Origin of the sequence: Gloeobacter kilaueensis JS1 (genome assembly GCF_000484535.1) — a bacterium.
GTDB lineage: Bacteria > Cyanobacteriota > Cyanobacteriia > Gloeobacterales > Gloeobacteraceae > Gloeobacter > Gloeobacter kilaueensis.
Genome location: NC_022600.1, coordinates 3,139,870 through 3,166,322 on the forward strand (window position 1 = coordinate 3,139,870; position 26,453 = coordinate 3,166,322).

27 protein-coding genes are annotated in these 26,453 nt (G+C 61.0%); 16 read left to right on the top strand and 11 right to left on the bottom strand.

Annotation, left to right across the window (positions count from 1 at the left end):
- Positions 1 to 3: 3 nt before the first annotated feature.
- The 5 genes from GKIL_RS14495 to GKIL_RS14515 all read left to right on the top strand — a co-directional run bounded on the left by GKIL_RS14495 (position 4) and on the right by GKIL_RS14515 (position 3,674).
- Positions 4 to 1,458 carry a pyridoxal phosphate-dependent decarboxylase family protein gene (locus tag GKIL_RS14495; protein ID WP_023174443.1) on the top strand — a complete coding sequence of 485 codons (1,455 nt, stop codon included), beginning with the start codon at positions 4 to 6 and terminating at the stop codon, positions 1,456 to 1,458.
- A 120-nt stretch (positions 1,459 to 1,578) separates the two neighbouring features.
- Positions 1,579 to 1,953, top strand: coding sequence for a fluoride efflux transporter CrcB (gene crcB, locus GKIL_RS14500; RefSeq protein WP_051382829.1), 375 nt, complete (start codon positions 1,579 to 1,581; stop codon positions 1,951 to 1,953).
- A gap of 183 nt (positions 1,954 to 2,136) precedes the next feature.
- Positions 2,137 to 2,418 (top strand): hypothetical protein, encoded by a 282-nt coding sequence (locus GKIL_RS14505; protein ID WP_023174446.1) that lies wholly within the window; start codon positions 2,137 to 2,139, stop codon positions 2,416 to 2,418.
- Positions 2,419 to 2,440: 22 nt separating this feature from the next.
- Positions 2,441 to 3,121: a 5'-methylthioadenosine/S-adenosylhomocysteine nucleosidase family protein gene (locus GKIL_RS14510; protein WP_023174447.1), complete on the top strand. Its 681-nt coding sequence runs from the start codon at positions 2,441 to 2,443 to the stop codon at positions 3,119 to 3,121.
- A gap of 103 nt (positions 3,122 to 3,224) precedes the next feature.
- Positions 3,225 to 3,674: a fasciclin domain-containing protein gene (locus tag GKIL_RS14515; RefSeq protein WP_420841367.1), complete on the top strand. Its 450-nt coding sequence runs from the start codon at positions 3,225 to 3,227 to the stop codon at positions 3,672 to 3,674.
- A gap of 37 nt (positions 3,675 to 3,711) precedes the next feature.
- Here the strand turns inward: GKIL_RS14515 and GKIL_RS14520 are convergent, their stop codons facing one another.
- Both GKIL_RS14520 and GKIL_RS14525 read right to left on the bottom strand, forming a co-directional pair.
- The gene (locus tag GKIL_RS14520) at positions 3,712 to 3,966 is read right to left on the bottom strand and encodes a hypothetical protein (protein WP_023174449.1); all 255 of its coding nucleotides are present in this window, start codon (positions 3,964 to 3,966) and stop codon (positions 3,712 to 3,714) included.
- Between the two features lie 69 nt (positions 3,967 to 4,035).
- Positions 4,036 to 4,809: a hypothetical protein gene (locus tag GKIL_RS14525; protein WP_023174450.1), complete on the bottom strand. Its 774-nt coding sequence runs from the start codon at positions 4,807 to 4,809 to the stop codon at positions 4,036 to 4,038.
- A 51-nt stretch (positions 4,810 to 4,860) separates the two neighbouring features.
- Here GKIL_RS14525 and GKIL_RS14530 point away from each other — a divergent pair, with 51 nt between their 5' ends.
- From GKIL_RS14530 to GKIL_RS14540, 3 genes are all read left to right on the top strand, one after another.
- Complete coding sequence (locus tag GKIL_RS14530) at positions 4,861 to 5,157, top strand: hypothetical protein (protein WP_023174452.1); 297 nt, start codon at positions 4,861 to 4,863, stop codon at positions 5,155 to 5,157.
- Between the two features lie 116 nt (positions 5,158 to 5,273).
- The gene (exaC, locus tag GKIL_RS14535) at positions 5,274 to 6,794 is read left to right on the top strand and encodes an acetaldehyde dehydrogenase ExaC (RefSeq protein WP_023174453.1); all 1,521 of its coding nucleotides are present in this window, start codon (positions 5,274 to 5,276) and stop codon (positions 6,792 to 6,794) included.
- Between the two features lie 247 nt (positions 6,795 to 7,041).
- Positions 7,042 to 7,728 carry a Uma2 family endonuclease gene (locus GKIL_RS14540; protein ID WP_023174454.1) on the top strand — a complete coding sequence of 229 codons (687 nt, stop codon included), beginning with the start codon at positions 7,042 to 7,044 and terminating at the stop codon, positions 7,726 to 7,728.
- Between the two features lie 15 nt (positions 7,729 to 7,743).
- On the opposite strand, the gene GKIL_RS14545 is transcribed toward GKIL_RS14540, so the two are convergent.
- Positions 7,744 to 8,868 carry a PstS family phosphate ABC transporter substrate-binding protein gene (locus GKIL_RS14545; RefSeq protein WP_023174455.1) on the bottom strand — a complete coding sequence of 375 codons (1,125 nt, stop codon included), beginning with the start codon at positions 8,866 to 8,868 and terminating at the stop codon, positions 7,744 to 7,746.
- Between the two features lie 242 nt (positions 8,869 to 9,110).
- On the opposite strand from GKIL_RS14545, the gene dnaG reads away from it, so the two are divergent.
- The 3 genes from dnaG to GKIL_RS14560 all read left to right on the top strand — a co-directional run bounded on the left by dnaG (position 9,111) and on the right by GKIL_RS14560 (position 13,279).
- On the top strand, positions 9,111 to 11,027 hold the full coding sequence (gene dnaG, locus GKIL_RS14550; protein WP_023174457.1) for a DNA primase: 1,917 nt from the start codon (positions 9,111 to 9,113) through the stop codon (positions 11,025 to 11,027).
- A gap of 75 nt (positions 11,028 to 11,102) precedes the next feature.
- Entirely contained in the window at positions 11,103 to 12,596 is a 1,494-nt protein-coding gene (locus GKIL_RS14555) for a sensor histidine kinase (protein WP_023174459.1), read from the top strand.
- Positions 12,593 to 13,279, top strand: a complete 687-nt coding sequence (locus GKIL_RS14560) for a response regulator (RefSeq protein ID WP_023174460.1) — start codon at positions 12,593 to 12,595, stop codon at positions 13,277 to 13,279. Before GKIL_RS14555 ends, GKIL_RS14560 begins: the two co-directional genes overlap by 4 nt.
- Here the strand turns inward: GKIL_RS14560 and phoU are convergent.
- Both phoU and GKIL_RS14570 read right to left on the bottom strand, forming a co-directional pair.
- Positions 13,276 to 13,911, bottom strand: coding sequence for a phosphate signaling complex protein PhoU (gene phoU / locus GKIL_RS14565; RefSeq protein ID WP_023174462.1), 636 nt, complete (start codon positions 13,909 to 13,911; stop codon positions 13,276 to 13,278). The two genes, GKIL_RS14560 and phoU, sit on opposite strands and share 4 nt — an antisense overlap.
- Before the next feature lie 72 nt (positions 13,912 to 13,983).
- Positions 13,984 to 15,015, bottom strand: a complete 1,032-nt coding sequence (locus tag GKIL_RS14570) for a hypothetical protein (RefSeq protein ID WP_023174463.1) — start codon at positions 15,013 to 15,015, stop codon at positions 13,984 to 13,986.
- 24 nt (positions 15,016 to 15,039) lie between these two features.
- Here GKIL_RS14570 and GKIL_RS14575 point away from each other — a divergent pair, with 24 nt between their 5' ends.
- Positions 15,040 to 15,651 carry a hypothetical protein gene (locus GKIL_RS14575; protein ID WP_023174464.1) on the top strand — a complete coding sequence of 204 codons (612 nt, stop codon included), beginning with the start codon at positions 15,040 to 15,042 and terminating at the stop codon, positions 15,649 to 15,651.
- A 52-nt stretch (positions 15,652 to 15,703) separates the two neighbouring features.
- Positions 15,704 to 16,966, top strand: coding sequence for an ArsB/NhaD family transporter (locus GKIL_RS14580; RefSeq protein ID WP_023174465.1), 1,263 nt, complete (start codon positions 15,704 to 15,706; stop codon positions 16,964 to 16,966).
- Here GKIL_RS14580 and GKIL_RS14585 read toward each other — a convergent pair.
- The 3 genes from GKIL_RS14585 to hemL form a co-directional block, all read right to left on the bottom strand.
- Positions 16,963 to 17,724, bottom strand: coding sequence for an HAD family hydrolase (locus tag GKIL_RS14585; protein WP_023174466.1), 762 nt, complete (start codon positions 17,722 to 17,724; stop codon positions 16,963 to 16,965). The two genes, GKIL_RS14580 and GKIL_RS14585, sit on opposite strands and share 4 nt — an antisense overlap.
- A gap of 65 nt (positions 17,725 to 17,789) precedes the next feature.
- The gene (gene lspA / locus GKIL_RS14590; RefSeq protein WP_023174468.1) at positions 17,790 to 18,299 is read right to left on the bottom strand and encodes a signal peptidase II; all 510 of its coding nucleotides are present in this window, start codon (positions 18,297 to 18,299) and stop codon (positions 17,790 to 17,792) included.
- Between the two features lie 48 nt (positions 18,300 to 18,347).
- Positions 18,348 to 19,646, bottom strand: a complete 1,299-nt coding sequence (gene hemL / locus GKIL_RS14595) for a glutamate-1-semialdehyde 2,1-aminomutase (RefSeq protein ID WP_023174470.1) — start codon at positions 19,644 to 19,646, stop codon at positions 18,348 to 18,350.
- Between the two features lie 102 nt (positions 19,647 to 19,748).
- On the opposite strand from hemL, the gene GKIL_RS14600 reads away from it, so the two are divergent.
- The 3 genes from GKIL_RS14600 to GKIL_RS14610 all read left to right on the top strand — a co-directional run bounded on the left by GKIL_RS14600 (position 19,749) and on the right by GKIL_RS14610 (position 22,187).
- Positions 19,749 to 20,087 carry a hypothetical protein gene (locus GKIL_RS14600; RefSeq protein ID WP_041244813.1) on the top strand — a complete coding sequence of 113 codons (339 nt, stop codon included), beginning with the start codon at positions 19,749 to 19,751 and terminating at the stop codon, positions 20,085 to 20,087.
- 5 nt (positions 20,088 to 20,092) lie between these two features.
- Positions 20,093 to 21,202, top strand: coding sequence for a glutamate 5-kinase (gene proB, locus GKIL_RS14605; RefSeq protein WP_023174472.1), 1,110 nt, complete (start codon positions 20,093 to 20,095; stop codon positions 21,200 to 21,202).
- Between the two features lie 64 nt (positions 21,203 to 21,266).
- Positions 21,267 to 22,187: a hypothetical protein gene (locus GKIL_RS14610; RefSeq protein ID WP_144080404.1), complete on the top strand. Its 921-nt coding sequence runs from the start codon at positions 21,267 to 21,269 to the stop codon at positions 22,185 to 22,187.
- Here GKIL_RS14610 and GKIL_RS23685 read toward each other — a convergent pair.
- The 3 genes from GKIL_RS23685 to GKIL_RS14620 form a co-directional block, all read right to left on the bottom strand.
- Positions 22,122 to 23,342: a DNA cytosine methyltransferase gene (locus GKIL_RS23685; RefSeq protein ID WP_023174474.1), complete on the bottom strand. Its 1,221-nt coding sequence runs from the start codon at positions 23,340 to 23,342 to the stop codon at positions 22,122 to 22,124. The genes GKIL_RS14610 and GKIL_RS23685 overlap by 66 nt on opposite strands.
- 51 nt (positions 23,343 to 23,393) lie before the next feature.
- Positions 23,394 to 23,639 carry a helix-turn-helix domain-containing protein gene (locus GKIL_RS25935; protein WP_023174475.1) on the bottom strand — a complete coding sequence of 82 codons (246 nt, stop codon included), beginning with the start codon at positions 23,637 to 23,639 and terminating at the stop codon, positions 23,394 to 23,396.
- A gap of 79 nt (positions 23,640 to 23,718) precedes the next feature.
- Positions 23,719 to 26,412, bottom strand: coding sequence for a M1 family metallopeptidase (locus GKIL_RS14620; protein WP_051382830.1), 2,694 nt, complete (start codon positions 26,410 to 26,412; stop codon positions 23,719 to 23,721).
- Positions 26,413 to 26,453: the final 41 nt, after the last annotated feature.

Here is a 26,453-nt window from a genome sequence, read left to right on the forward strand (position 1 = left end):
GCTATGGAGGCTGAAGAATTTCGGCGCTTGGGCTACCGGCTGGTGGACATGGCCGCCGATTATCTGGAACGACTGCCTGGGGGACCGGTCTTTCAGCCGATGCCCGATGAGGCGCGCCAGACGCTCCTGAACCAACCGCTGCCCGAGGCGGGACTGGCCGCCGATCGCATTCTTGATCGCCTGGCCGACACGGTGCTCCCTTACCCGATGGGCAACGGCCATCCGCGCTTTTTTGGCTGGGTCAACTCGCCCCCGGAGCCCCTGGCCGCCCTGACGGAACTGTTGGCCGCCACGATGAACCCGAGTTGTGCCGGTGGCGATCACGCCGCTATCTACCTTGAGCACTGTGCTGTGCGCTGGCTGATGGAACTGGTCGGTTACCCCACTGCCAGGAGCGGCGGTCTGCTGGTGAGCGGTGGCTCGATGGCTTCGCTCACCTGCCTGGCGGCAGCCCGCCACTGGGCCGCCACGACGAACGGTTGGGATGTCCGCTCCCAGGGACTCAGTTCGGATCATCCGCCCCTGGTGCTCTACGTCTCTGAGGAAGGCCACAGTTGTCTGCGCAAGGCTGCCGAACTGCTGGGCCTGGGCAACCGTCAGGTCCGGACTGTGCCGGTGGATGATCGCTACCGCCTGATGGTACCCGCCCTGGCCGAAGCCGTTGCCCGCGACCGCAGCGCGGGCTATCAGCCTTTCTGTGTCGTCGGGAGCGCCGGAACGGTGAATACGGGCGCTATCGATCCGCTCTCACAGCTGGCTGACTTTTGCGGGAGCGAAAATCTCTGGCTGCATGTGGACGGAGCTTACGGGGCGGTGGGCATCCTCGATACTCGTATCGAGGCGTGCTACCAGGGCCTTGGGCGGGCCCACTCCCTCGCCCTCGACCCGCACAAGTGGCTGGCGGTGCCGGTGGAGTGTGGTTGCGCCCTGGTGCGCGAGGGTGAGTTATTGCGCGATGCGTTCGCTCTGGTACCCGCCTACCTGCGCACCGAGGAGGGCAAAGGGTTTGGTGGCCTGCCCTGGTTCTCGGAGTACGGCTTTCAGCAGACGCGCGGCTTTCGGGCCCTCAAGCTCTGGACGACGCTGCTTTATAAGGGCCGCGATGGACTGGCGGCGACGGTTGCTCGCCACAACACCCTCGCCTGTTTGCTTGCGCGTTTGATCGAGCAGGCAGAAAATCTCGAACTGCTCGCTCCCGTCCAGCTCTCGATCGTCTGCTTCCGCTTCGTTCCTGCCGCTTTAAAGGATGTTCCAGAACAGCTGGAAAACCTCAATCGACAGATCGTTCTTCAGATTCAAGCCGGTGGCCGGGCTTTTTTAAGCAGCACCACACTGCAGGGCCGCTTCGCGCTGCGCGCCTGTATCCTGCACCCCCAGACCAGCGAGGCGGATCTTACCGAGTTGATTTCGCTTGTGCGCGCAGTCGGGGAACAACTGGTTGCCGCAGCGGACAGTTGACTGCGATTGGCCTGCCGATTACCCTGAAAATCGGTGGTGAGGCCCACCTTTCCAGTCCCCTGGAAGAACCGCCCTCTGGCCAACGGTCTCTGGCACACAGTCGCACGGAGAGAAGCTGTCGTGTTGGAGTCGATTCTGGTCATGGTGGGTGGGGGGCTCGGCAGCCTGGCCCGCTACTGGGTAGGAACAGCCGTCGTTCAGCGCTTTGGAACGGTTTTTCCGGCAGGAACATTGCTCATCAACGTTGCAGGTTCATTCGTTCTGGGCGTGCTTTTTGCTCTGGGCGTGCTGTCGCTCGTCGGTTCACGGACCCGGCTACTTTTGGGGGCGGGGTTCTGCGGCGGATTTACGACTTTCAGCACCTTCAGCGTCGAGAGCCTGAACCTGCTGCAAAAAGGCAGTGTCCTCCCAGCGATGGTCTATCTGCTGGGCAACGTTCTGGGGGGTCTGGCAGCGGCCTGGCTCGGCTTTGGCCTCACAAAAGCCCTCAGCTAGTTCCCTGGGTTATTACAGAGTGTGAGCAAGCTGATCCGATGGGGATCGCGCTCTCTATAATGTCGCAAACTACCCCCCAGACATCGCTGAGGAGTGCGGCCCGCAACTCTTTCTTGCGGTGGAGTTTTTGCTCTTGTAAGTTCTGCCATTCTCACGCTACCGGCACTGCCCGTTGGAGGCGCTATGCTCTCGCAAAAACGCAAGATTGCCGTCACGATCAGCCCCGAACAGTACCGGCGGGAATGGCGTCTGGTCGGCAAGTTTCATCGCCGCACCAACGAGCTATTAGAACTGGTGGCGATGCCCCCCGAGACGACCTGCCCCGCCAACGCCAGGGACTATTATTGCCTGCTCCTTACCGGTGGCTCGATCCGTGAAAGTCTGCACCTGAGGGGAGTGAACGCCCTCGAACAACCGCTCACCTGGACCTTCGACTCCTTCGGTCACGAACTAGGCTGGTGTTGAACTGTCCGGTGAGTGCGTATCCGTGCCGATCGATGCTGTGCTGGTGCCACGGGGAGCTGAGTATCAGGTTGTCCGCCAGGGCTTTGGTGGCGGTGGGACTCGTGCCCGGATCGTCGCTATTCCTGCCGGATTGGCGGCGGGGGCTTTTTTAGAAACCCTGCCCTACCGGAGCTGGCAGCGCGTCTGGGTACTGGGACTGTGCGGCAGTATGAGCCGCTATCTGCCCGTAGGAACCATCGTCATCTACCGCCACTGCCGGCAGCTGGGCGCGCCGGAAGCGCTCCTGGCCTGCGACCGGCAGCCGATCCAGCTGTTGCAGGCGTACCTGCCCGAAGCAAAGCTGGTGGGTGCCCTCACCAGCGACCGGGTGATTACCGCCGCCCGCGAAAAGCGCCGCCTCGCCGAGGCGTACCAGGCCCAGGTGGTCGATATGGAGGGCTTCGCGCTCCTGCAGGTTCTTGCTGCCGCCGGTGTCGAGGTGGGCATGGTGCGGGTGGTGAGCGACGGCAGCGACCACGATCTGCCTGCCATCGGGGCGACAATCGCCGACGGTGCCATTCAACCCTTGCCTTTAGCCCTGGCGCTGCTCAAAGATCCCCTCGCCGCTACCCGGCTGGTCGGTGGTTCGCTGCAGGCCCTCGGGGTGCTCAAAGAAATCTCGGTCCGCCTGTACGCCACGAACCAAACTCCGCCAGATCGGTAATTGCAGAACCGACTGACGGAACCATCTTCGGCACTATAGAACACAAATCGCTTTCGAATCTCTTTATTTCGGACGATTTTCTCTTCCTTCCGGAAGAGTAACTTTGTTACGTCCAATACCAAATTCAAGGGAGAAGCGCATGGCAACGATCGTAGATACGGCTGTACAGGCAGGCACCTTTAAGACCCTCGCTCAGGCGCTCAGCGCCGCTGGCCTGGTCGATACGCTCAAAGGCAGTGGACCTTTCACCGTCTTTGCGCCGACGGACACCGCCTTCCAGAACCTGCCGTCCGGCACTCTTGACGACCTGCTGCGGCCCGAGAACAAGTCCAAACTCGCCGACATCCTCAAGTACCATGTCGTGTCGGGCCGGGTCCGCTCCAACGAGATCCAGAGCGGCAACGTGCAGACGGTGGAGGGCCAGAGCCTCAACATCCAGAAGCAGGGCCAGCAGGTGCGCGTCAACGACGCCAACGTGACCCAGGCGGATATTGCCGCCGACAACGGCGTGATCCACGTCATCGACCGGGTGCTGCTGCCCAACAACCGGTAGTGCCCTTGTAACCGGCACCCCCCGGCCTCGGGGGCTCTCAGTAGCGGGCGGTGCTGGGCTGGAGAATAAAACCGAACTCCTCCTGCACCGCCCGGTCCGCCGGGTGCTCGCAACGATAAAAGTAAGCTTCCAGATGGGCGCTGTAGACCAGCTCAGCGGTACGCACTTCGCCCCTCGCCTGTAATAGCCAGTCGGCAATATCTCTGGCCGGAGTGTAGTGAACCTGGCGTCCGTGGGCAGCCTGATCGGGATGGGCAAAAGTTTGAAACAGAAATTGCGGCAAATTTGACATCTTCGCGCTTCAGTTCAACGTGTTCCCATCACCGATACAGCAATGTTTTGGCCCTGTCGGATGCATTCGCTACGATTTGCATTTAATCAGTTCCAGGCAGTAGATCATATAGAGCGTCCAGCCCAGGGGGCCGACGAGTCTGAGGGCAAGTACACCCCCAGCCAAACCCGGATTGCCGGGCAACAACAGCGGCGCGAGGCCGGTGGGGCCGACCAGCAGGCTGAGGGGTAGACCGAGCGCAAGGACGAGCAGCCCAAGGGGCAAAAACGCGACCGCCGCCGACCACCAGCGCCCCCGCGTCAACTGCCAGCTGCGGGGCAGGGGCGAGAGCGGACCGTGGGATTCGCCAAAGTGCAGGGGCACGGTGACGAACAGGCGCACCCCCAGGTAGATGCCCGGCACCGCCAGGACGATCATCAGGGCGAAGGGCAGAGCCACCGCCACCAGCCCTTCGTGCCCCTGGAAAGCCTGCTCGAAGCGCCTGTAGGCAAAGTAAAACAGCCAGCCCGTCGGAGCAATCGCCGCAAGCACGGTAAGAATGCTGGTGGCGATGAGTACGGGCCAGGTGCGCACCCCCCTGGTGAGCGCCGCCCCAAAATCGGGAACGGCAGCGGTGAGCACCTGACAGGCAAAGGCGAGGCTGGTGCCGGTGAGAATCGGATCGAGGACGAGGGGGACCAGGGCTGCCGCTGCCCCGCGCCCTGGACCGTCGGCGAGGCTATTGACGCCCAAATTGGCAACCAGGGCCACCAGTTGCAGGACCAGTAAAGGCCAGTAGATGCGGGGAGTGACCGCCAGCAGGCGAGGGTAGAGACTCTGAAGCGACAGGGACGACTGGGGCATGGGTGGTGTGAGAATCATTAACTACAATGTAAGAAAAACTGCGAGGCTCGGATGCAGTCATTTCGTCGTCTGGTCGTGCTGTTGCTGAGCTGGCTTGTCGCCGCTCAGCCCGTTCTGCCCGCCGATCCTAAAAAGCCACCGACCGACCCGCTTCTTGAGCTGAACCGGGCAATCTACGGCCCCAATTTTCTGGGCGGTCCCCAGGCCAATCCGCCCGTTCCGCCCCTTGCCACACCCACCAGCCCGATCGTCGCACCGCCCGGCAACGGCTCCACCCCACCGGGGATGCCCTTCGGCATGAACGTGCCCACTCCCCAGAGACACTGCATTCAGAACCACTGCTGGTAGCCCGGCGACACTTCCGCAAACATCCAATACGAATTGTGTAAGGGCCGCGAAGATCGTTGTAAAGAACGTATCGGCTGATACATTTTGGGTAGGGTAGTTTTTGGAGGTTGATCGCGATGGTACTGGCAACCCCGGCAACATCGGGAAGTGAAGCGATTTTCAAATCCCGCTACGACAACTTTATCGGCGGCAAATGGGTACCGCCAATCAAAGGGCAATACACCGACAACATCACCCCCATCAGCGGCAAGGTGCTCTGCCAGGTGCCGCGCTCGACGGTCGAAGATATCGAGCTGGCCCTCGACGCCGCCCACGCTGCCTTCGAGCGCTGGAGCCGCACGACGGTGAGCGAGCGCTCGAATCTGCTCAATAAAATTGCCGACCGCATCGAGCAGAACCTGCACAAACTGGCCCTCGCCGAGACCTGGGACAACGGCAAGCCGATTCGCGAGACGACCGCCGCCGACATTCCCCTGGCCGTCGATCACTTCCGTTACTTCGCAGGCTGCATCCGCGCCCAGGAAGGGGCGATAAGCCAGATCGACAACGACACGGTGGCTTACCACTTCCAGGAACCGCTCGGCGTAGTGGCCCAGATCATTCCCTGGAACTTTCCGCTGCTGATGGCCGCCTGGAAACTCGCCCCGGCCCTCGTCACCGGCAACTGCGTGGTGCTCAAGCCCGCTGGTCCCACCCCGGCCTCGATTCTCGTCTTGATGGAGCTGATCGGCGATCTGCTGCCGGCGGGCGTGCTCAACGTCGTCAACGGCCCCGGCCCTGAGATCGGTAGAGCCCTCGCCACCAGCCGCCGCGTCGCCAAGATTGCCTTTACGGGCGAAACCGAGACCGGGCGGCAGATCATGCAGTACGCCTCCCAGAACCTCGTGCCCGTCACCCTCGAACTGGGGGGCAAGTCGCCCAACGTCTTTTTTGAAGACATTCTGCTGCGCGACGACGACTTTCTGGATAAGGCGGTCGAGGGCTTCGTGATGTTTGCCTTCAACCAGGGCGAAGTCTGCACCTGTCCGTCGCGGGCGCTCATTCAAGAGTCGATCTACGAAAAATTTATCGAGCGGGCGATCCGCCGGGTGGCGGCGATCAAGCAGGGCAACCCCCTCGATCCGGCGACGATGGTCGGAGCCCAGGTCTCCCGCACCCAGCTTGAGAAGATTACCCGCTACGTGGCCCTCGGCAAAGAAGAAGGAGCCCAGGTGCTCATCGGCGGCGAACGGCTCGACGCCGGGCCCGAGTTCGCAGAAGGCTTTTACTTCAAGCCGACCGTCTTCAAGGGCACCAACCAGATGCGCATCTTCCAGGAAGAGATCTTTGGTCCCGTGCTTGCCGTCACCACCTTCAAGGACACCGACGAGGCGCTGCGCATCGCCAACGACACCCACTACGGCCTCGGTGCCGGCGTCTGGACCCGCGACATCAACACCGCCTACCGCATGGGCCGGGGCATCCAGGCGGGCCGCGTCTGGGTCAACTGCTACCACCTCTACCCGGCCCACGCCGCCTTCGGCGGTTACAAATCCAGTGGCGTTGGTCGCGAGAACCACCGGATGATGCTCAACCACTACCAGCAGACCAAGAACATGTTGGTGAGCCACAACCCGAAACCCCTTGGTTTCTTCTAAACGTCCGACTTCGCTCTCCGTCGAGTCTTCCTTCTCACCCGCCTGTGCGGCGGGTGTTTTTTTATACAGTCTCCGGCAGGAACTTACCGGTGAGTCCAAAGAAGAATGCTTACAAGCAGGCAGAAGCGGATTATTTGATTGATAATCAGATAGTTAGAGAAGAAGCGCTACTCAGGCAACTCGTCACGGTCAAGACTTTAGAAGTTGTGTATGGGGCAGAGTATAAGTATTCTGCGTGTTTGCGTCTATGCAGGACATCAAAAATCTGGAAGGATCTCAGTCCCGCCTGTTTAGCGCCTCCGAGTACTATCGGATGGTCGAGGCCGACATGGTGATGCAAGGAGAGCAGTGGGACGGACAGCGGGGCCGGATTGTCACCGCTCATGCCCAACGAGAACACCTCTGGAGCGTCGATGCATACTATCGATTAGCAGCGTTAGGCATCCTGCATCCAGAGGAGCGCTTAGAACTGATCAATGGACAGATCTTGACTATGAGTCCGCAGGGCCCTTTGCATGCTGAGACCGTAGAGTTGATCGCTGCATATTTGCGGGTAGCCCTGGCAGGCCGTTTTCTCATTCGCAATGAAAAACCGGTTCATCTCAGCGATCTAGATGAACCAGTACCGGATCTGGCTGTGGTAGAAGTACTGCGCTACAGCGCGCAGCATCCAGTGCCGGACCAGATCCGTCTCATTATCGAGGTCGCCGACAGCAGCCTGGACTTCGACCGCAAGGTCAAAAGTAAGCTATATGCCAGAGCCGGTATACAGGAGTGCTGGGTGGTCAACATCAGACAGAGGCAACTGCATGTGTTCACTCAACCAACAGATTTGGGCTATCAGAGTGAAAACGTCCTCACAGAAAACACCATGACCTTGCCATGTCTGGGAGGTGTGAGTGTCGCTGTGAGCGAGTTGCTGGTCCCAAATTGAGGAGTTCTTGTCCACCTAAAAAACCCGCAGAGGCACGAGCCCGGCTTGCTGGATGAGCTTCTGGCCCTCATCGCAAAGCAGCAGGTTGACGTAGGCGAGCCCGGCCTGCTCGTCTAGCTGTCCATCGCGGCGGATGACGACGAACTGTCGCAGCGCCAGGGGATAGGTGCCGTCTCGAACCGCAGCGGCGTTGACCTTCCCATCGGGGCCGACCGGTGAGATCCGCTCGCCGGAGGTGGTCCTGATCGCGAGCAGCCGCACGCTTTTTTGACCGGCGACGAGGGCGGCGGTGCTCTGGCTGATTCCGCCTGGGGTGGTGGCCACCTTGCGGATCGCAGCGGTAAAGTCGCGCACCGGCTGCATATTGGTACCGGCCCCCTGGGCCTTGAGACTCTTGCCGGAGTAGGACGGGAAGAAGGGCCGGATGGCCAGGTCCGGGCCGCCGACTTGCTTCCAGTTGGTGATCGTGCCCCGGAAGATGGCGCGGGCCTGCTCGACGCTCAGACTGTCGATGCCCAGGGCCGGATGGACAAAGTAAACGCGGGCGTCGTAGGCGATCGGGATCTGCTGGAGGACGAAGCCGTGATTTTGGGCTCTTGCGTACTGGGCGTCGGTGACAGGCATCGACGCCTGGGCAAAGGCCAGCTCGCCTGAGAGCACTTTCTCGGTGCCCCAGTTAGAATCGCCACTGCCGCTCACAGGCTCGGTGTAGCGCAGGCGAAATTTAGGATAAGCCTTCTGAAACTGGGCGAGGGCCACCTGTGAGCGCAGGGGAGCGAGGGGCCGCGAGCCTCCGTAGGTAAACAAGCCCTCCGGCACACCCGGTACATCGCCCATGGTCGGGTAGATCTGAACGCCGTTGGGTGGGGTGCGGTTCAGACTGGCGGCAGCGATCGGTCCAGCGGGCAAGATGCCTGTGTCCACCGCCGGAGAAAGCTGTTTCCAGAGCCAGTAGCCGCCCCCGGCCACTGCCAGGGCAACCGCCAGGCTGACTCCTAGAGTGATCGGGCTTCGGGCGTCAGCAATGGGGACGGGCCTGGCTTTAAAAGGGTTGTTGCAAATTTCGCAGCGCAACTGGTCTGGGGCGTTGTACTCGTAGCCGCAGTTGCGACAGGCAACTCTGGAGAGATTTGAAGTCATAGCAGTCCTCTTCGGTACCGTGGAAGAGAGTGCCGTGCCATTTTTGAAGGCACGACCAGAGATACACGGAAATTCTGGGGTGGAATGGCGCGAATGTGCGAGCCAGGTTATCACAGCTGCTTTCGCGGCGATGTATTGGCTATCACTCTCTACCGCCCGCCTGTTCCTGCCTGCAGCAAGAGTCTTCCGCGATTTGCGGCATCTTTTGCGGTAGAATTGGTCACTCTATACTGGGCAGGCTCGTGAGCGCCCCGCAGCTGCATCCGCGCACCATCGACGAAGTCCGCACGCGGGCGGAACTGGTCGATGTCGTCTCCGAGCGGGTCGTCCTGCGCAAGGCCGGGCGCGACTTCAAGGGGCTGTGTCCTTTTCACGAGGACCGCAACCCGAGCTTTTTTGTCTCGCCCACCAAGCAAATTTACAAGTGCTTCAGCTGCGGTGCTTCGGGCGATGTCTTCAAGTTCGTCATGGAACTGGACAAGTCCAGCTTCTCGGAGGTGGTGCTGGAGTTGGCCCGCCGCTACGGCGTGTCTGTCCAGATGCTGGGGGGCGAACAAAAGGCCGAGTACACCCGCCGTCTTTCTAAGCGCCAGCAGTTGGGCGAGATTGTCGAACTGGCGGCACAGTTTTACAGTTATGCCCTCTGGGGCGAGCGGGGCAGCGAGGCACGGAGCTACTTGCTTGCCAAGCGCGCCCTGACAGAAAAGACCATCCGCGACTTTCGCCTGGGCTACGCTCCCCAGGGCTGGCAGACCCTTTATACCTACCTCGTCGAGCAAAAGCGCTTTCCCGCCGCCCTGGTAGAAGAAGCAGGACTCATCGTGGCGCGCACCAGCGGATCGGGCTACTACGACCGCTTTCGCCACCGGCTGATGATCCCGATCTGCGATGGCAAAGGCCAGGTGATTGCCTTCGGGGGCCGGGCGATGGGCGACGACGAGCCCAAGTACCTCAACTCGCCCGAGAGCGAACTGTTTGACAAGGGCCAGACCCTTTTTGCCCTGCACGCCGCCCGCGAGGCGGTGAGCCGCACCGATACAGCGATCGTGGTCGAGGGCTACTTCGATGCGATTGCCCTGCACCAGGCGGGCATTGCCCAGGTGGTGGCAACCCTGGGCACCGCCCTGCGCGCCGATCAGATCAAGCAGCTGTTGCGCTACAGCGAATCAAAGCGGGTCGTACTCAACTTCGACGGCGATCAGGCGGGCATCAAGGCAGCGGAGCGGGCGATAGGCGAACTGCGGATGCTCGCGGTCAAATCCGGCGTGCAGCTGCGGATTTTGACTTTGCCCACTGGCAAGGACCCGGACGAATTTTTGCGCGCCCATCCGCCCCAGGAGTATCTCAGGCTCGCCGGTGAAGCACCGCTGTGGGTCGATTGGCAGATCGAGCGGTTTTTTGCCGGGCGGGATCTGACTTCTGCCGCCGAGCTGCAGCAGGTGAGCCAGCAGTTGGTCGAACTGCTCTCGGGCCTGATGGGTTCGATCACCCGCACCCACTACATTCACCTGATTGCCGGCAGGCTCTCTGGCGGCAACGGTCGGCTCGCCTCCCAGCTCGAAGACGAGTTGCGCCGCCGCATCCGCACCCACCGCTGGGGCGGTGACAGCCAGCGGGCCAAAAAGCGCGAGCCTTTCCCGCCTGCCTGCTACCAGGCGGAGGTACAGCTATTGCAGATTTATCTGCATTTTCCTGAGTACCGCGAAGACATCCACCAGGGCCTCGAAGAGAACGAACTGGAATTTTCGGTGCTCCACCACCGTCAGCTCTGGCAAAAAATTCTCGAATTGCGCGAGCAGATGGGCAGCGACGAGGATGTCGTCGTCGCCCTGCGCACCCTCTACGCGGGCGATCCAGAATTGAATGGCCGGTTGGGACAACTGCTCTGGCTCAACGAGCACAACCGCATCGCCCTGATGCGCCCGCGCATGGTGATTCGCGCCGGACTTGCCACCTTGCAACTCGATCGCTGTGAGCGGCGCTATGCCTACTTAAATCAGCTGTGCGACGAAGCTGAGCAGCGCGGAGCCTGGGAAGAGTCGGATTACTTCGTCGAGCAGCGCAACGAAGAGTACCATCGTATCAACGCCCTCAAAAGCCATCTCACCCTCAAGCTGGGCGAAAGTTCCGAGACAGTTCTCTGGCAAGAAAGTCCATAGACTAGAAAGAATAGTACTATCTATGAAACACCTGACTTTCGCAGAGAGTCAGCCACTTTTCCGACGCAACACCTGATGCTGACCCTGTTGAAGACCCGCCTGCTGGCACCGCTCTACCTGAGCCTGGTGCTGCTTGCAGCATTTGTCATCCTGCGCATGTTCTTGAACGCCCAACTCAGCCACCTGCGCGGCGTCGCCAGCGAGCAGATCAAGCACACCCTGCTGGTGCAGCGCGAGGCTGACCGGTTGATGGCCGTCGCCTTTCAGGAGCAGGCGGACCTGCGCAACTATCTGCTCACTAAACAGATAGCGAACCTGTCGGATTTTGAGCAGGACCGGACGAGTTTTGAGAGCAGCCTGACGATCTTGAGTGGCCTGATGCAGGACAATCCGGTGCAACTCGAAAAGCTCGACGATATCGATCGGCTGCACCAGCGCTGGCTCGACACCTTTGCCCTGCAGGCGGTAGACGGCAAACCTACCCGCCGCGACAGCCGTCCGGTCTTTGAACTGATGCGGCAGCTGGTCTCGACTTTGCAGTGGGAGGAAGAGCGCCTGCAGGGCGAACGGGACAACCGCTACCAGTCGCTGGTGCGGCTGTCGGAGAGCACCGACGTACTGGGCAGCCTGCTGATACTGATCGGTATTGGCTTCAACGGCTGGCTGTTGCGCCGCCGGGTCGAACAGCCGCTGGTGGCGGTGACCGAAGTCGGACGCTCCTGGCGCAGCGGCAAGCTCGAGCAGCGCATCGGCTATCGCTCACCCGATGAAATTGGCACCCTCGCCCGCGTCCTCGATTCAATGGCCCTTGAACTCAAGATTCGTCAGCAACAGGCCGAAGAGCACGCCCAGCAACTCGAAGATCTGATCGCTGCCCTCTCGCACGATCTGCGCACGCCGCTACTGGCTGCCCGTGCCACCCTCAACTCGCTGATCAGCGGTGCCTACGGCCAGGTGAGCGCCGAGTGGCAGGATATTTTCCGGGAATACCAGCAGACCAACGAGGATCTGCTCAAACTGGTGAACAACCTGCTCGAAGTCTCGCGCTACGAGGCCGGGCGCAAGGTGCTGGTACCCGAGATCCTTAACTGGCAAAACCTCGTCGCACGAGTCATCACCCAGGTCAAAAAAAGCAGTGCGACGACCGTGACAATCGTTCAGTGCCTTGAGCCGGCCCTGCCCAACACCTTCGGCGACGAGGTCGAGATTCGTCGAGTCATTCAGAATTTGCTGGAGAACGCTGTCCGGGTGAGCCCTGCCAGGGGACAGGTCGAAGTTGCCGTCAGCGCCGCTCATCGGCAGGTGCGCGTCAGCATTCGCGACGGCGGACCCGGCATCGCCGCTTCCGAGCGCGAAAAACTCTTTCATCGCTTTATCCAGGGCCGGGGCCGCCGGGGTGGAGCCGGGCTGGGTTTGTACTTGTGCCGTCAAATTGTGCAGTTTCATGGCGGTAGTATCGGTGTAGAGAGCACGCCCGGTTCCGGCAGCACCTTCTGGTTCACCTTGCCGTGCTCGCTGGAACCGTCGCAGACATTCGCATCTATCGAAACAGGTGGGGGAGAAAGATGACCGAAGAGGGTTCTGTTATCCGTGTATTGCTGGTCGAAGACCACGCCCTGATGCGCCGGGGCATCAAGGGCCAGTTTGCCTTGATCAAGCGCTTCGAGATCGTCGGTGAAGCCGCCGACGGTGCGCAGGCAGTGGAGATGGCTACCCAGTACGAACCGGATATCGTCTTGATGGACATCGATCTGCCGGTGCTCGATGGCATCGGTGCCACCCAGCAGATCAAAAGCGCCCGGCCCCAGGTGCGGGTGCTGGCCCTCACCGCCTTCGACGAGGACACCCAGGTAGTCGGAATGCTCGCCGCTGGGGCGGACGGTTATTGTCTAAAAAGCGTCGAATGGGACCAGTTGATGGCGGTCATCGACCTGTTGATGGGAGGCGGTGCCTACCTCGACCCGCAGGTGGCGCAGAAGGTGGCGCGGTTACTGAAGCCCGGAGCCCAGGCTGCCGCCCCGTCTGCTCCTGTGGGTGCGGCGCATTCGAGCTTTCAAGGCCCTGCCTTGAGTAGCCGCGAGCGCGAGATCTTAAAGCTCATCGCCGAGGGTGAATCCAATCAAGAAATTGCCGACAAGCTCTACCTGTCGCTCGGCACCGTCAAGTCCTACGTGCGCATGGTCCTCAACAAACTGAGCGTCGATGATCGGGTGCAGGCGGCAGCCAAGGCCGTGCGCGAAGGGTTGATCTAAGGGGCAGCAAAGGCGGCCTGCTCGGCGACGTTGACGGCGTGATCGGCGATGCGCTCCAGGAATTTGCACACCAGCACCAGATTGAGAGGAACGGCGCTGTCGGGGGGTGGCTCCTGCTCCAACAAAGCACTCAAGTTCGAAAAAAGCCGCAGATAATCGGCATCGACCGCATCGTCCATCGCCCTCACCCCCAGGCCGGTCTGCCGGTCGAGGTGTACCCAGCTTTCGCGGGCGGTGCGCAGCATTTCTGCGGTCCGCTCGCCCATCGCCGCAAATTGATCGATAAAGGGCGGCAACGGTTTACCGCTCAGAGCCAGGGCAACATCGGCAATATCGTCGGCATAATCGCTCACCCGCTCCAGATCGACGATCGCTTCGAGGATGGCCGTGATGTAGCGCAGGTCGCGGGCGACCGGTGCCTGCAGGTTGATAAGCGCCAGACACCGCTCGTAGATGGTGCGGTTGAGCGCGTCCACCTCCGCTTCGAGCTGCTTGACCCGCTGTGCTGCCGCAATATCCGAGCGCACCAGGGCCGTCAGGGCGTCGTCGAGCGCCATCAAGGCGAGCGAACCCATCCAGATAAGCTCGCTGCGCGTATCGTCGAGATCCTGCAGAAAATGCTGGCGGGTCACATCGCCTGACGATGATTTTCTTTAGAATAACGACTGAATAGAGAGTTTTCCAGAGAAAATAGGCGGCAATCCTCAGTTTGCCACCGCCTTGAGATCGTCGGTCAGATGCAGGATGTAGGTACCGCCGCCCTGGAGGACGACCGCCTTCGGGGGCGGCGGGGCATTAAAAAGTCCGCCCAGCAGGCCACCGACGATCGCGCCGAGGCCGCCGCCCAGTACGGTGCCCAGCATTCCACCGGCCAGGGTGCCGTTCGCTCCCGTAGATTGTCGGTAGGCCGGGATCATGGGTGTCGCCGCCGACAGTGTGAGCTTTCGCTCGCCGGTGTCGATCTGCTGGAGGACCAGCCTTGCCCCCTCCGGATTGGACTGCACCTGGCCCTCGCCGATGCTGCCGCTCGGGATCAAGATCGATCCGAGTTCGTCGAGGACGCTCCAGACGACGACGAACCGCACCGGCACACTTTGATCGCCGCTCACGGTCAGGCCCTTTTCGAGGGTGACGGTGATCGCACTGCCTGTGCGCAACAGCGTGCCGTCCCCCCGCGCCGGATCGGCCACCGGCTGCCCGGCTGTGAGCGGTTCGCCGATCACCGGCAGATTGGCTGCCCTCGGGGCGACGACGACGCGCCTTTGATCGAGCTGGGTTCGGGGGAGGACGGCCATCTGGGGAAGGGCTCCGGCGTAGAGCACGATCGCCATCCGCGCCAGTCCCGCCCCGTTTGCCTTGAGCAGATGGCCTGCCTGCCGGGAGGTGACGGCGCACTGCACCGGGCCGGGCCTGCCCAGTAAGCGGGCGCGCAGCGTCACCTGCAAATTCCGGTCTTCTCTGGTGGCCAGCAACCGGGCCACCTGGACGAGCGAGAGCTTCAGCTCCTCGGCGCTGGTATAGAGCTGGTTGCTCTCCACCAGCCAGTTCTGGCCCTGGCGGCTGAGGCGAAACTGATCGCCAAGCAGCCCGGTTTCTAAAAGTGCGCTCTGCAACTGGATGAGGGTGGCTGCCCCTGCCGCCGCCGGCTGGAGAACCAGCATCGCCACCAACAGATAGATGAGCCTGCTGTACCGCTTTTGTCGATCGCCGCTTCGAGCCCCTAGGATGGAAACCACCGTGGACCTCCGGGTACGCAAAAGATGATGCTGCCTACATGGTACGTACAGGCTACCCTCGCCGGGGCACTCATCGCACCGGGCCTCCTTCTGGCCCAATCGGTTCCTGATCCGTCCTCTGAGCCGTCGCTCTCGACGCGGCTGGAGGTGCTGCAGGTCGTGCCGGAGTGGGTGCGCGGGACCTGGCGCTACACGTCGATCGTCGTCAAAGAGCAGGGTTTTGCGAACCTGGGCCGCTACCGCCAGGAAGAGCTGACCCTGCCGGGGGATCTTTCGGCGTTCTACTACACCCACTACGACAGTGGCGAGCGCCTGCAGCGGCTCTGCTGGCAGGTCAACCGCCACACCGACCGCTTTTTTAGTTTTACCGAGCGCCTGCGCGACCAGCGCGGGGCCATCCTTGAGAGCACCGCCGAGATTACCCGCGTTGCGCCGGGCCGCTCTGCCATCCGCCAGCGGACCCTTGTGCTCAAAGCCGGTGGCTGGACCGGCACCAGGGCGCGGGGCGGTCTTTTTGAGTTTGCCGACGGCAAAAGCGGCGCATCTCACCTGCGCACCGGCCTGATGATCCGCGATCCCGGCACCGAGAACCAGCCCGGTGCCGGGGTGGATCTGCAGAAGTTGCGCTGCACCTGAAGCCGGAGCGTTCTTTAGATTTCAAAATTGCACCCGACGCAAGAAAACGACCATGCCCCATCCCCTGGCGCTCCTGATTTTCGTCGCCGTCCTGCTCCTGGTGCTTGCCCGGCCCTACCGGTTGCCGGTCGCCTACCCGGCGGTGGCCGGGGCTGCGCTGATGCTACTGCTTGGAGCTGTCCAGCCTGCCGACGTCCTTCAGGTGGTGCGATTGAGCTGGGATGCGGTGCTCACCTTGATTGCGCTGGTGATTCTCTCGATGGCGCTCAGGGCAAACGGCTTTTTTCGCTGGGCCGCCCTGCAGGTGGTGCGCCGCTCCGGCGGCAATGGCCGCGTCCTGTTGGTGGTGCTCATCGCCCTCACGGCCCTGGTCGCTGCGATTCTCGCCAACGACGGGGCGGTGCTCATTCTTACCCCCCTCGCCTGGGAGCTGATGGACGAACTGGAGGTAGACCCACCGGGCCGCTTTGCCTATCTCTTTGCCGTTGGCTTCGTCTGCGACGCAGCGAGCACCCCCCTGCTGGTGAGCAACCTCACCAATATTCTCTTTGCCGATGCCTTTGGCCTCGATTTTCTCTCCTTTGCCCGCACGATGGCGCTACCCACTCTTTTTGCCCTGACAAGCAGCGCCGTTACGCTGTTGGCCTTGTTCTGGTCCGCCCTGCCCGAGCGCTATGCTGCTGGGACCCTCGCCGTCCCCGGCGCTGCCCTGCGGGACCGGCAGGCTTTTATTACCGCCTGGCTGGGCCTGGCTGCGATGGCCGTCGGTTATCTGAGTGCTTCTGTTATCCACCTGCCGGTTTCGCTGGCAGTGATGCCTGTGAGCACCGTTCTTTTGGTGCAGGCCGTGCAGCGCAAGTTGCTCACTCCCCGCCAGATCTTCAGCGAAGGACCCTGGGGCATCCTCTTTTTTGCCGTCGGTCTATTTGTCGTCGTCGTCGGCCTCTACCGCGCCGGGGGGCTGCAACCGCTCGTCGCCGCCCTCGAACAACTGAGCCGTAGCGGGCAGTCCTTTGGCGTCGGAGGGCTGGTCACCGGTCTTTCTGCTATTTTTAATAACCTGCCTGCCGCTCTGGTCGTCCTTCTGGGCCTCAAATCCGCTGCCGCCCCTCCCCACGAGCTGCAGCGAGCTGTCTACGCGAGCATCCTGGGCACCAACATCGGCTGCAAACTCACCCCCATCGGCTCGCTCTCTACCCTGCTGTGGCTCGAACTGTTGCGCGCGCGCGGCCTTGTCATCCGCTGGGGACAATACCTGCGCTACGCCGTGCCCCTCACCTTGATTGTCCTGTTCAGCAGTCTGGCCGGACTTTAACTGCCGTGCAGCCGCCGCAACAGTGCCAGATCGACGTAGCGCGACCCGCCGGCGTCGCCTGCGAGCACCGCGAAGGGAGCGTCCGCTTCGCCGAACTGATCGACTACCAGAGCAGCCCCGTCGAAATTCTGGCCGCGCGTATAGTCGTTGATCGTGACGATCGTCTTGAGATCCGCGCCCCTCGAAGAGCGCACCCCGTTCGCCGAATCTTCAAAAGCCAGGCACTCCTCCGCCGGCCAGCCTGTCTGCTCTAATACATAAAAATAAATGTCCGGTGCAGGTTTTTTGGCCGGGACGATATCGCCTGCCCCGATGCAGGCGAACCAATCGAGGGCATCCTCTCCGAGCGTACTGACAAGCAGTGCCTCGACATTTTTGGGCGTCGTCGTCGTCGCGATGGCGAGTTGCACCCCGGCCTGCCGCGCCTCTTCAAAAAGTCGCCCGACCCCAGGCCGCAGCGGAATCGCCCCCCCCTCCAGAATCTCGACAAAATGCCGCGTCTTGGCGGCGTGCAGCGCGGCGATAAAACCATCGAGATCCTGCGGTGCGTCAAAATCGGGCCGGTAGCGATCGATGAAATAGCGAATGCGCTCTTTGCCACCGGTCACACTCAACAACTCGCCGTACAAGGGCACCGTCCAGTCCCAATCCAGCCCCGCATCCGCAAACGCCCGGTTGAAGGCAACCCGGTGGCCATCGCGCTCGGTATCGGCCAGCGTACCATCCACATCGAAGATCAACGCGCGCAGCTCACCCATGCCCATCTCGATCGAAGCCCGGCGCTCATCCTATCACGCAGCCACCCCTTCCCCTGGAGAGCGCCCTACTCCCCCTCCCCCTGGGGGGGACGGGGCTGGGGGGAGAGGTTCGATTTTGATCGCTGCTCGCTCAAAAAAGTACCGATGAGTAGACAGGCGAGGCCGAGGTTGATGGCGATGTCGGCCCCGTTAAAGACCGGAAACTGGATAAAGCGAAATTCGAGAAAGTCGGTCACCTCACCGAAGGCAAAGCGGTCAAAGCCGTTGCCGATCGCTCCGCCCAGGAGCAGGCCAAAACCAATCTGCTCCCAGATGCCAAAGCGCGGGCCGACAAGACCGTAGATGAGCAGGGCAACGCTGACAATTAGCGAGATCCATTTGAGCCAGTCGCTGCCTCCGGCAAACAGGCTGAAGGCGGCACCGCTATTTTTGGTGAGGGTGAGGTGGAGAATATTTGGCAGCAGGGGAACGCTTTCGCCGGTGAGAAGCTGGCTTGCCGCCCAGAACTTGGTGAGCCGGTCGATGGCGATCGCAAGAGCGGCCACCAGCCAGAACCAGGGATTTTTCCATCTCACGGGCGCTGCTCCTACCAGTTGTACGTTCAAGGGTAACTGTAAACGGTCCTACAGGGTCGCCAGTACCGTGCGCGCCGCTGCGATCGTGTAATCGATGTCAGCCTCGGTGTGGGCGAGGGACATGAACCCGGCCTCGAACTGCGAAGGGGCAAGGTACACGCCCCGCTCCAGCATTCCCCGGTGGAAGCGGGCGAATTTTTTAAGATCCGAGTGCCGGGCATCGGCGAAGCTGTCGATCGGTCCCCCGGCGAAAAAGAGGGTAAACATTGCCCCGACCCGGTTGCCGGTGACAGTATGGCCCGTCTCCTGGGCCGCTTTGATGAGGCCGTCCGCCAGACGGGCTGAGAGGGCTTCGAGGCGCTCGTAGGTACCGGGGCGAGCAAGAATTTCGAGGGTCTTGATCCCGGCAGTCATCGCCAGCGGATTGCCACTCAGGGTACCGGCCTGGTACATCGGCCCGGCGGGTGCGACCAGTTGCAAGATCTCGCGCCGACCGGCGTAGGCACCGACCGGCAGACCACCGCCAATAATCTTGCCCAGGCAGGTGAGATCCGGTTCGATGCCGAAGCGGGCCTGGGCACCGCCGTAGGCGAGCCGAAAGCCGGTCATCACCTCGTCAAAGATAAGCAGCGCCCCGTAGCGGCGGGTCAGATCCCTCAGCCCCTCCAGAAAACCGGGCTTGGGGACAAGACAACCGGCGTTGCCGACCACCGGCTCCAAGATCACCCCGGCGATCGTGTCCGGGTACTGGCCAAAGAGCGCCTCGACGGCAGCCAGATCGTTGTAGGGAGCCGTCAGCGTCGAGGCAGTGGTCGCTTTGGGTACACCGGGCGAATCGGGCAGTCCGAGGGTGGCGACGCCGGAACCGGCCTGCACCAGGAGCATGTCGGCGTGGCCGTGGTAGCAGCCTTCGAACTTGATAATCTTTTCGCGCCCCGTAAAGGCGCGGGCCAGGCGCAGGGCCGACATCGTTGCCTCGGTGCCGGAATTGACGAAGCGGACCATCTCCACCGCCGGAATCGCCTCGATCACTGTGCGGGCGAGTTGATTTTCAAGCCGGGTCGGCGCGCCGTAGCTGGTGCCTTTCGGAAGGGCGGCGGCGAGGGCTGTGATCACCTCGGGGTTGGCGTGCCCGACGATGGACGGCCCCCAGGTATTGATGTAATCGATGTAGCGGTTGCCATCGACGTCCCAGATATACGCCCCCTCGGCCCGCTCGATAAAGACCGGCTCACCGCCCACCGACTTGAAGGCGCGCACGGGCGAGTTGACGCCACCCGGCATCAACTGCTGGGCCTCGGCAAACAGTTCGTGGGACCGGGTGGTTTGAAAGGCACTGCTGATCATGGCGCTCCCGCTGCGGACGTTTTTGCTCAGACCAGATTAACCTACCGCACGCATCGCCCGGCAGGGCGTACAATGCAGGCTGCCTGCATCCGCCAAGAAGCAATGAGCCTCGTGAATCTGACCGTTAACTTTGCCGGTGGCAACTTTAGCGCGGTCCTGCCCGCCTCTGCCCTGCACGAGCTTGATGCGAGTCTCCTGCAACTGCTCGAACATTTGCGCACAGCGACGAGCCAGAGTGGCCGCCGCATCCCTCAGCCCGCCACCGAGTACCGCTACAGCGGCGAGATTTTCCTGGAAGTCTTCTGCAATCCCAACCTCTGGCCCTCGCCCTTCGCCGCTAAAGTACTCGTTACCCTCAGAGCAAGCGAGGTGCGCCTGTCGGTCGAAGTGGACCTCAGCCAGCTGCGGGAGGACGTTCACCTGTCGCTGCAGGCGGTCTGAAGGCGGTGGCGACCCTCGTAGTCAAGATCGGCACCTCGAGCCTGAGCGACGCTGCCACAGGCGATCTGCGCCTTGCCACCCTCGGAGGACTCGCAGAAACGCTCACCCGCCTGCGGCGCAAGGGCGAGCGGGTATTACTCGTCAGCAGCGGCGCGGTCGGCATTGGCTGTGCCCGCCTTGGCCTCAAGGAGCGGCCAGCGAGCGTGGCGGGCAAGCAGGCAGCGGCGGCGGTCGGTCAGGGGCTTTTGATGAGCATCTACGACCGCTTCTTTGGAGCGCTGGGCCAGCCGGTGGCCCAGGTGTTGCTCACCCGCCAGGATCTGATGGACCGCACGCGCTACCTCAACGCCCGCGAGACCCTGGGCGAGTTGCTGCGCCTCGGGACGATCCCGATCGTCAACGAAAACGATACGGTCGCCACCGAAGAACTGCGCTTCGGCGACAACGACGCCCTTTCGGCCCTGGTGGCGGGGCTTATCGAGGCGGACTGGCTCATCTTGCTCACCGATGTCGCCGGTCTCTATTCGGCCAACCCGCGCCTCGACCCGGCAGCCCACCTGCTCCCCGAAATCTCCGAGATCTCCGAATCGCTGCTTCTATCGGCGCGGGGCAAGAGCACCTGGGGCAGCGGCGGGATGGCAAGCAAACTCGAAGCCGCCCGGATCGCGGCGATGGCCGGGGTGACTACCGTGATCACAGAAGGAAGCACCCCGCAAAATATTGTCCGCATCCTGGCGGGCGAGGCGGTTGGCACCCGCTTTCGCCTGAGCGGGCCCAGAGGCCGCGCCTCATTGCGCAAGCGCTGGATCGGCCACGGGCTGGTGCCGACGGGTACGCTGCAGCTCGACGCGGGCGCAGTGGAGGCGGTGCGCAGCGGCGGCAAGTCGCTTTTACCTGCCGGAATTGTCGCCATCGACGGTAATTTCGAGGCCGGTGCCCTTGTTCGGCTCACCGACACCGGGGGGCACGAATTTGCCCGAGGACTGGTCAACTATTCAAGCAGCGAACTCGCAAAAATTCGCGGCCACAACAGCCAGCAGATCGCAGCGATCTTAGATCAGCAGGGACCGCCCAAAACAGCCGTACACCGCGATAACCTGATCGTCTGGAGCTAGGACGCAAGGATAAGCAAAAAAACCTGCGTCAAGATCATGTCAATTGTGCCTCAGGAGCCCTGTAGTGAATTCAACAAACAATCCAGCGGTAGATGCGTTGATTTCATTTTTCGCTTCTGAATTGGAACAGAGGCGCGGACTTGGAGATTACCAAACCATGCTCGCTGCCCTCTGGAACAAGCGCAAGCAACCTCAGTTGATTCAGAAACAGAATGCACTGCCTTATGGCTATCGCTCGACGGTTATGCCCACCTATGTTCGACAAAAATTTGGCGCGGTGCTGCTGCGTTGGGGAGCGACGGCAATCCGTGGAGATCTAACCGCTAAAAAGGCGCATATCAGCACATTTATTGAACTGGTCAATGAATTGCCTCAACAAACGAATTTGCTTGAAGAAGCATTCGATCGCATAGCGTTCATGCTGACTGAATATCTTCAGGCTCGCAGTCCCATTATCACGATTCCCTCGGCGAGCCGCAGCCAGCAAGTGCTTACGGCAATGCTGAATCAACCAAGCGGCGGCAGGGTCCAGCAGGGTCTGGTTTATGCGCTGGTTAAAACGTTATACGACGAGCCACTGCGTACACTGGTGAGAACCAAGCCTGTTTTCGCAGGCGACAGGCAAAGCGGCCAGCTTGGAGACGTGGAGGTGATTGATATTCCCTCTGGGAAAATCATTACCGCTGTCGAAGTCAAAGCGCAAAAACTAGATCAGCTGACTTACGACGATGTTGTTCGGACCCATTCTGCTCAAGATCGTGCATATTTGCTATTGATTCTCGTCGAGGCTATTAAAGCACGGATTGTCTCGAATGATGACAGTGTATTCATTATCAGGTTGCCTGATTTCTGCTATACAATACTAGCCGAAATTATTATCCATAAAAAATTAAGCGCAGAGGAAGCTATTCATCAGGTGCTAGTAATTTATAACGACTTCTGTGACAACATCCAGAAGGATTCCACTCTGCGCATTGACAGCTAAATACTTTGCAATCGCCCTACCAAGCCATTCGACCACGGGAACAGCGACTGCATCGCCGAATGCCTTTAGACCGATGTGTTGGGATGCTGGCAGCAGGAATCCGTCGGCCCCCTGCAATCTAGCGTACTCCCGGACGCTCATATAGCGCATGTGTATCGTGCCGTCCGGCTGCACCGCGATCAGCACTTGCCGGCTACTGCCGCCTACCGGAGTGCGTAGGCACCCAGCGATCCCATCGTCGCGGGTCTCTAGACAGACAAGGCCGGAGCGCATTCTCCGATAGGCTGTGAGGTAAACAATATTTCCTGACTGCCTGGCGTTGCGCTGCGCTTTATGCAGACGCTCGCAACTGCCATTACGAACATAGGCTAGCTCCCGCTCTAATTCTTGCTGGTTGAACCACCGGTGATCAGCGTCGGTCTCCACAATGTCTGCTAGTGACTTCGTCCGGCAATTCTTTAAAGATGGCAGCTGCATGAAGTGCCAGAAAAGATCAGGATTATCCAGGATCACCTTTAAGACGGCCCTGGTTCGACATGGGTGAGACTGGGAGGCGACATCTAGCAACTTGTCGGTGCCAAGACCGTCACAGCGGGCTAGCAGCGCATTCTGGAACGCCGTTAGGTACACGCGTGGTCTGCTCTGGGGCAGAAAATGCACCGCGTCGATGAGCAGTAGGTCGCAGGCGTAGCCCCGCTCGTTAAGCGAAGAGAGTACTGCTCGAATGTCCGCGCCGCAGTGGGAGGTGAGCAAGCCGACCACATTCTCGAGCATGATCACCTTGGGTAATCTCCCTTTTTCGGCAAGCTGGTCGAGTACATTCAAAAACCTGTAGAAAGCACTACTGTGTTGACCAGCCAGACCTCTGCGTTTGCCTGCCAGCGACAGGTCGATGCAGGGAAAGGAGGCTGTGACAAAATCCACTCCAGGAGGAACGTCCTCTCCCTGCACTTGTGCCACGTCAGCTATCAGCAGATGCTCAGCCCTGAAATTATTTCGATAGATTTCTCCTTTTTCTGGATCGATGTCGTTAGCGAAGACGCACTGGAAGCGCACTTCCTTCACCCGCTCAAGACCAAGCCGAACTAGGCCGATGCCACAGAAAAACTCGGCGAAGAAAATTTCGGGTTGCTGGCTTGATGGTGAGAGGTTCATGGTGGACTCCTCCAGGCTCGATCCCAGTGTATCGCGATATCGTGATACATGCTAGTGAGAAGAACGCCTACGGTACGGCACTTTAGTAGCGTCGCGTGATTGAAGATATTGGCGCACGGCTCCCCTGGTAGTAACCCAGTTGCGTCCAATTTTCTTCGCCTGAAGCCTGCCGTTAATCGCATACTTGCGCAGAGTATTCTGGGACAGACCGACCTCGGCGGCAGCTTCAGCTAAGCTTAGCCAATCTTCTATGGGCAGTTCACTTGAAGCGGAGTGCTCAGAATCCTGCTCTTCCATAGCGCTAAAAATAGCACCTTCCACTGTGAGAACACTACACGTAGAGAGATTGCAACTGATCGTCTGGAGCTGAGAAGTCCTACTGCACCCCGACGCAGAAGCTGGCGTTGGCGGTGCCGCTACCCAGTGTCTGCTTGCAGGACCAGGCGTCGATCTTCGGTAGCTCCCGCTGCTGCAATTCGTCGCGAAAGGCGATGCGCTCAGCGATCTTCTTGATCTCGATCATCGCTTCAGGAGGGAGGCTGGTCCTGGCAAAGTCGAGCAATTCCTGGGCGTGGGCATCGTCGTTGAAGTTGTTGGCCACATTCGCCACGTAGGTGTAGCGGCTAAAGAACGCCTGCTTGGCTAAAAGCGGCTGCAGGTTGGCTTTTAGAAATTCCCAGGCCAACTGCGGGTGTTCGCCGACGTCGGCCACCCGGCGCACGAGGTTGGAGGCGGCTCCTGGCTCCAGTTCGTCGCCGAGCGAGAGGGCCAGAGTCTGCTGGGCCAGCTTCGGATCGAGGGCCGCTGCCATCGCCCCGTAGAACTGATTTTTTTCTTCGGTGCCGGTTGCCTTGAGTCCGAGATTGTGCAGCTGATCGTAAGTCTGCTGGTCCGCGTAGCGTCCGACGATGTGCAGCACCGCCGGGCGCAGGTTGCCGCTCAGGCTCTCGGGCGCTTTTAGAAAACTGGCAAAGCGCCGCTGCGCCTCGACGATCACCGGCTCGTCGCCAAAGTCGCCCAGGGTAGTGAGCACGTCGTTGCGCAACAGCGCGTCCGTCTGGGGCTCTGCTGGTTGGGCCTGCCAGCCCAGCCGCTCGTAAAGCGGCTGCAACAGCTTGCGACCGTAAGCTTGAAAGGCGCTGCGGCCCGGTTTGCCCAGTTGCAGCTCGTCCAGGTTGCCCAAAGCATCGATCACCTGGGTCCAGAGGGCGACGTTGCTCTGGGGCTGCACCTTCTGGGCCAGGCTCAGATAGTCGCCCGAGGTCGCCCGTCCGGCTTTGACCAGCGCCCAGGTGTCGCTCAATAGATTCAACTGGTCGGCTGCCCGCAGCTCGTCGAAGGCGGCGCTCAGCGCCCTGCGATCGGCGTCGCTGTACTGGACCCGGTAATAGCCAGTGTCTCCGGCGTTGAGCTTGAGGGGCACAGCACAGCTGTCGGCGGTGAGTGGAGCGCTCCTGCTGCCGATCAGGGTGGTCTGGGTCGGCGGATTGTCGCTGCCCTGCGTGTAGTTCACCGGTACCTGCCACAGCAAGGGTTTTGCGCTCGGATCGTGGATGGTAAAGCGCTCCTGGCTGAGGGTGAGCTGCTCTTTGCCCTGGGCGCAACCGCCCGCTTTTTGAACGCTCAGAACCGGGAAACCCGGCTGCTCGGTCCAGCTTGCCGCGATCGTGCCCACCGGTTGGCCGCTGGCGCGCTCCAGTTCCTGCCAGAGATCGGCGGTGGTGGTGCTGGAATATTTGTGGGCAGCCATGTAGCTACGGATGCCGCCCTTGAATTTTTCTTCGCCCAGGTAGCCCTCGAACATGCGGATGATCGATTCGCCTTTTTGATAGGTGATGTCGTCGAAGGCACTCGCCGCCTCCGCCGGGTCCTTGATCGGCTGCTGAATCGGATGGGTGGTGCTGCGCGCATCGGCTTCCATCGCCCGCTCCTTCGAGGCGTTCTCCCGCAGCCAGACCTGCCACTCCGGGTTGAAGTGATCGGTGGCCTTGTTCTCCATCCAGGAGGCAAAGCCCTCGTTGAGCCAGAGATTGTCCCACCAGGCCATCGTCACCAGATCACCGAACCACTGGTGGGAAACTTCGTGGGCGACGGTCTTGTAGATGTCTTCTTTTGTCTTCTGGGAGGAGCGGGCCGGGTCGTACAGTAGCACCGCCTCGTTGTAGGTGATACCGCCCCAGTTTTCCATCGCCCCGCTGAAGCCCCCCGGCACAGCGATCATGTCGAGCTTGGGCAGGGGATACTTCACCCCAAAATAATCGTTGTAGTAGGGCAGAATCTGCTTGAGCACCCCCAGGGCGTAGCGGCCCTGTTCTTTTTTGCCCTCGGTGGTGAGCACACGGAGCTTGACGCCTTCGACCTCGTCGCTCACCGCCTCAAATTCACCGGCGCACAGAACGACCAGATAGCTTGCCATCGGCGGCGTGCTCAAAAAGCGCACGCGCTTATAGCCGCCTGTGAGGGGCTCCTCGCGCTCGACGGGCATATTCGAGACGGCAGTGAATGCCTGGGGCAAACTGACGGTGAGCTGGAAGCTGGCGCGAAAGACCGGCTCGTCCCAGTTGGGAAAGAGCCGCCGGGCGTCGGTCGATTCCATCTGGGAGCCGAACATCAGTTTTTGCTGACCGTCGGGGGTCTGGTAGCGGGTGTAAAAAAGACCCTGCGCTGCCTGGTTCACCCGGCCTCGAAAGTCGAGGACGAGCTTGTGGCTGCCGGCGGCAATCGTCCTGGCAAATGTAAGAATGGCGGTCTGTTGTTTGTCGTCGATCTTGATTTTTGCAGGCAGCTTCAAATCGCTCAGGGCTGCCCTCGAAATCTGCAGTTCGAGGGCGTTGAGGGTGATCGTGCGCGTCGGCTTGCGCACGTCGATGTCGATGGTCTCGCTGCCCCTCACTGTCAATGTCTTTGGATCCGGCACCAGATTGATCGCGTAGTGCTTGGGCACGACAGCTTTGGGGAGCTGGCCGGGGGTCGTCTCAAAGGAGAACTTTGACTCAGCGGCAGCCGGGTGGCAGAGGGCGAGGGCGGCGATGAGCGACAGGCCGCCGCTGCAAAAAGTGCGGATCTTCATCGAGGACTCCGAGTAGGGAGGGTACCCGTGCGTGGGCATAG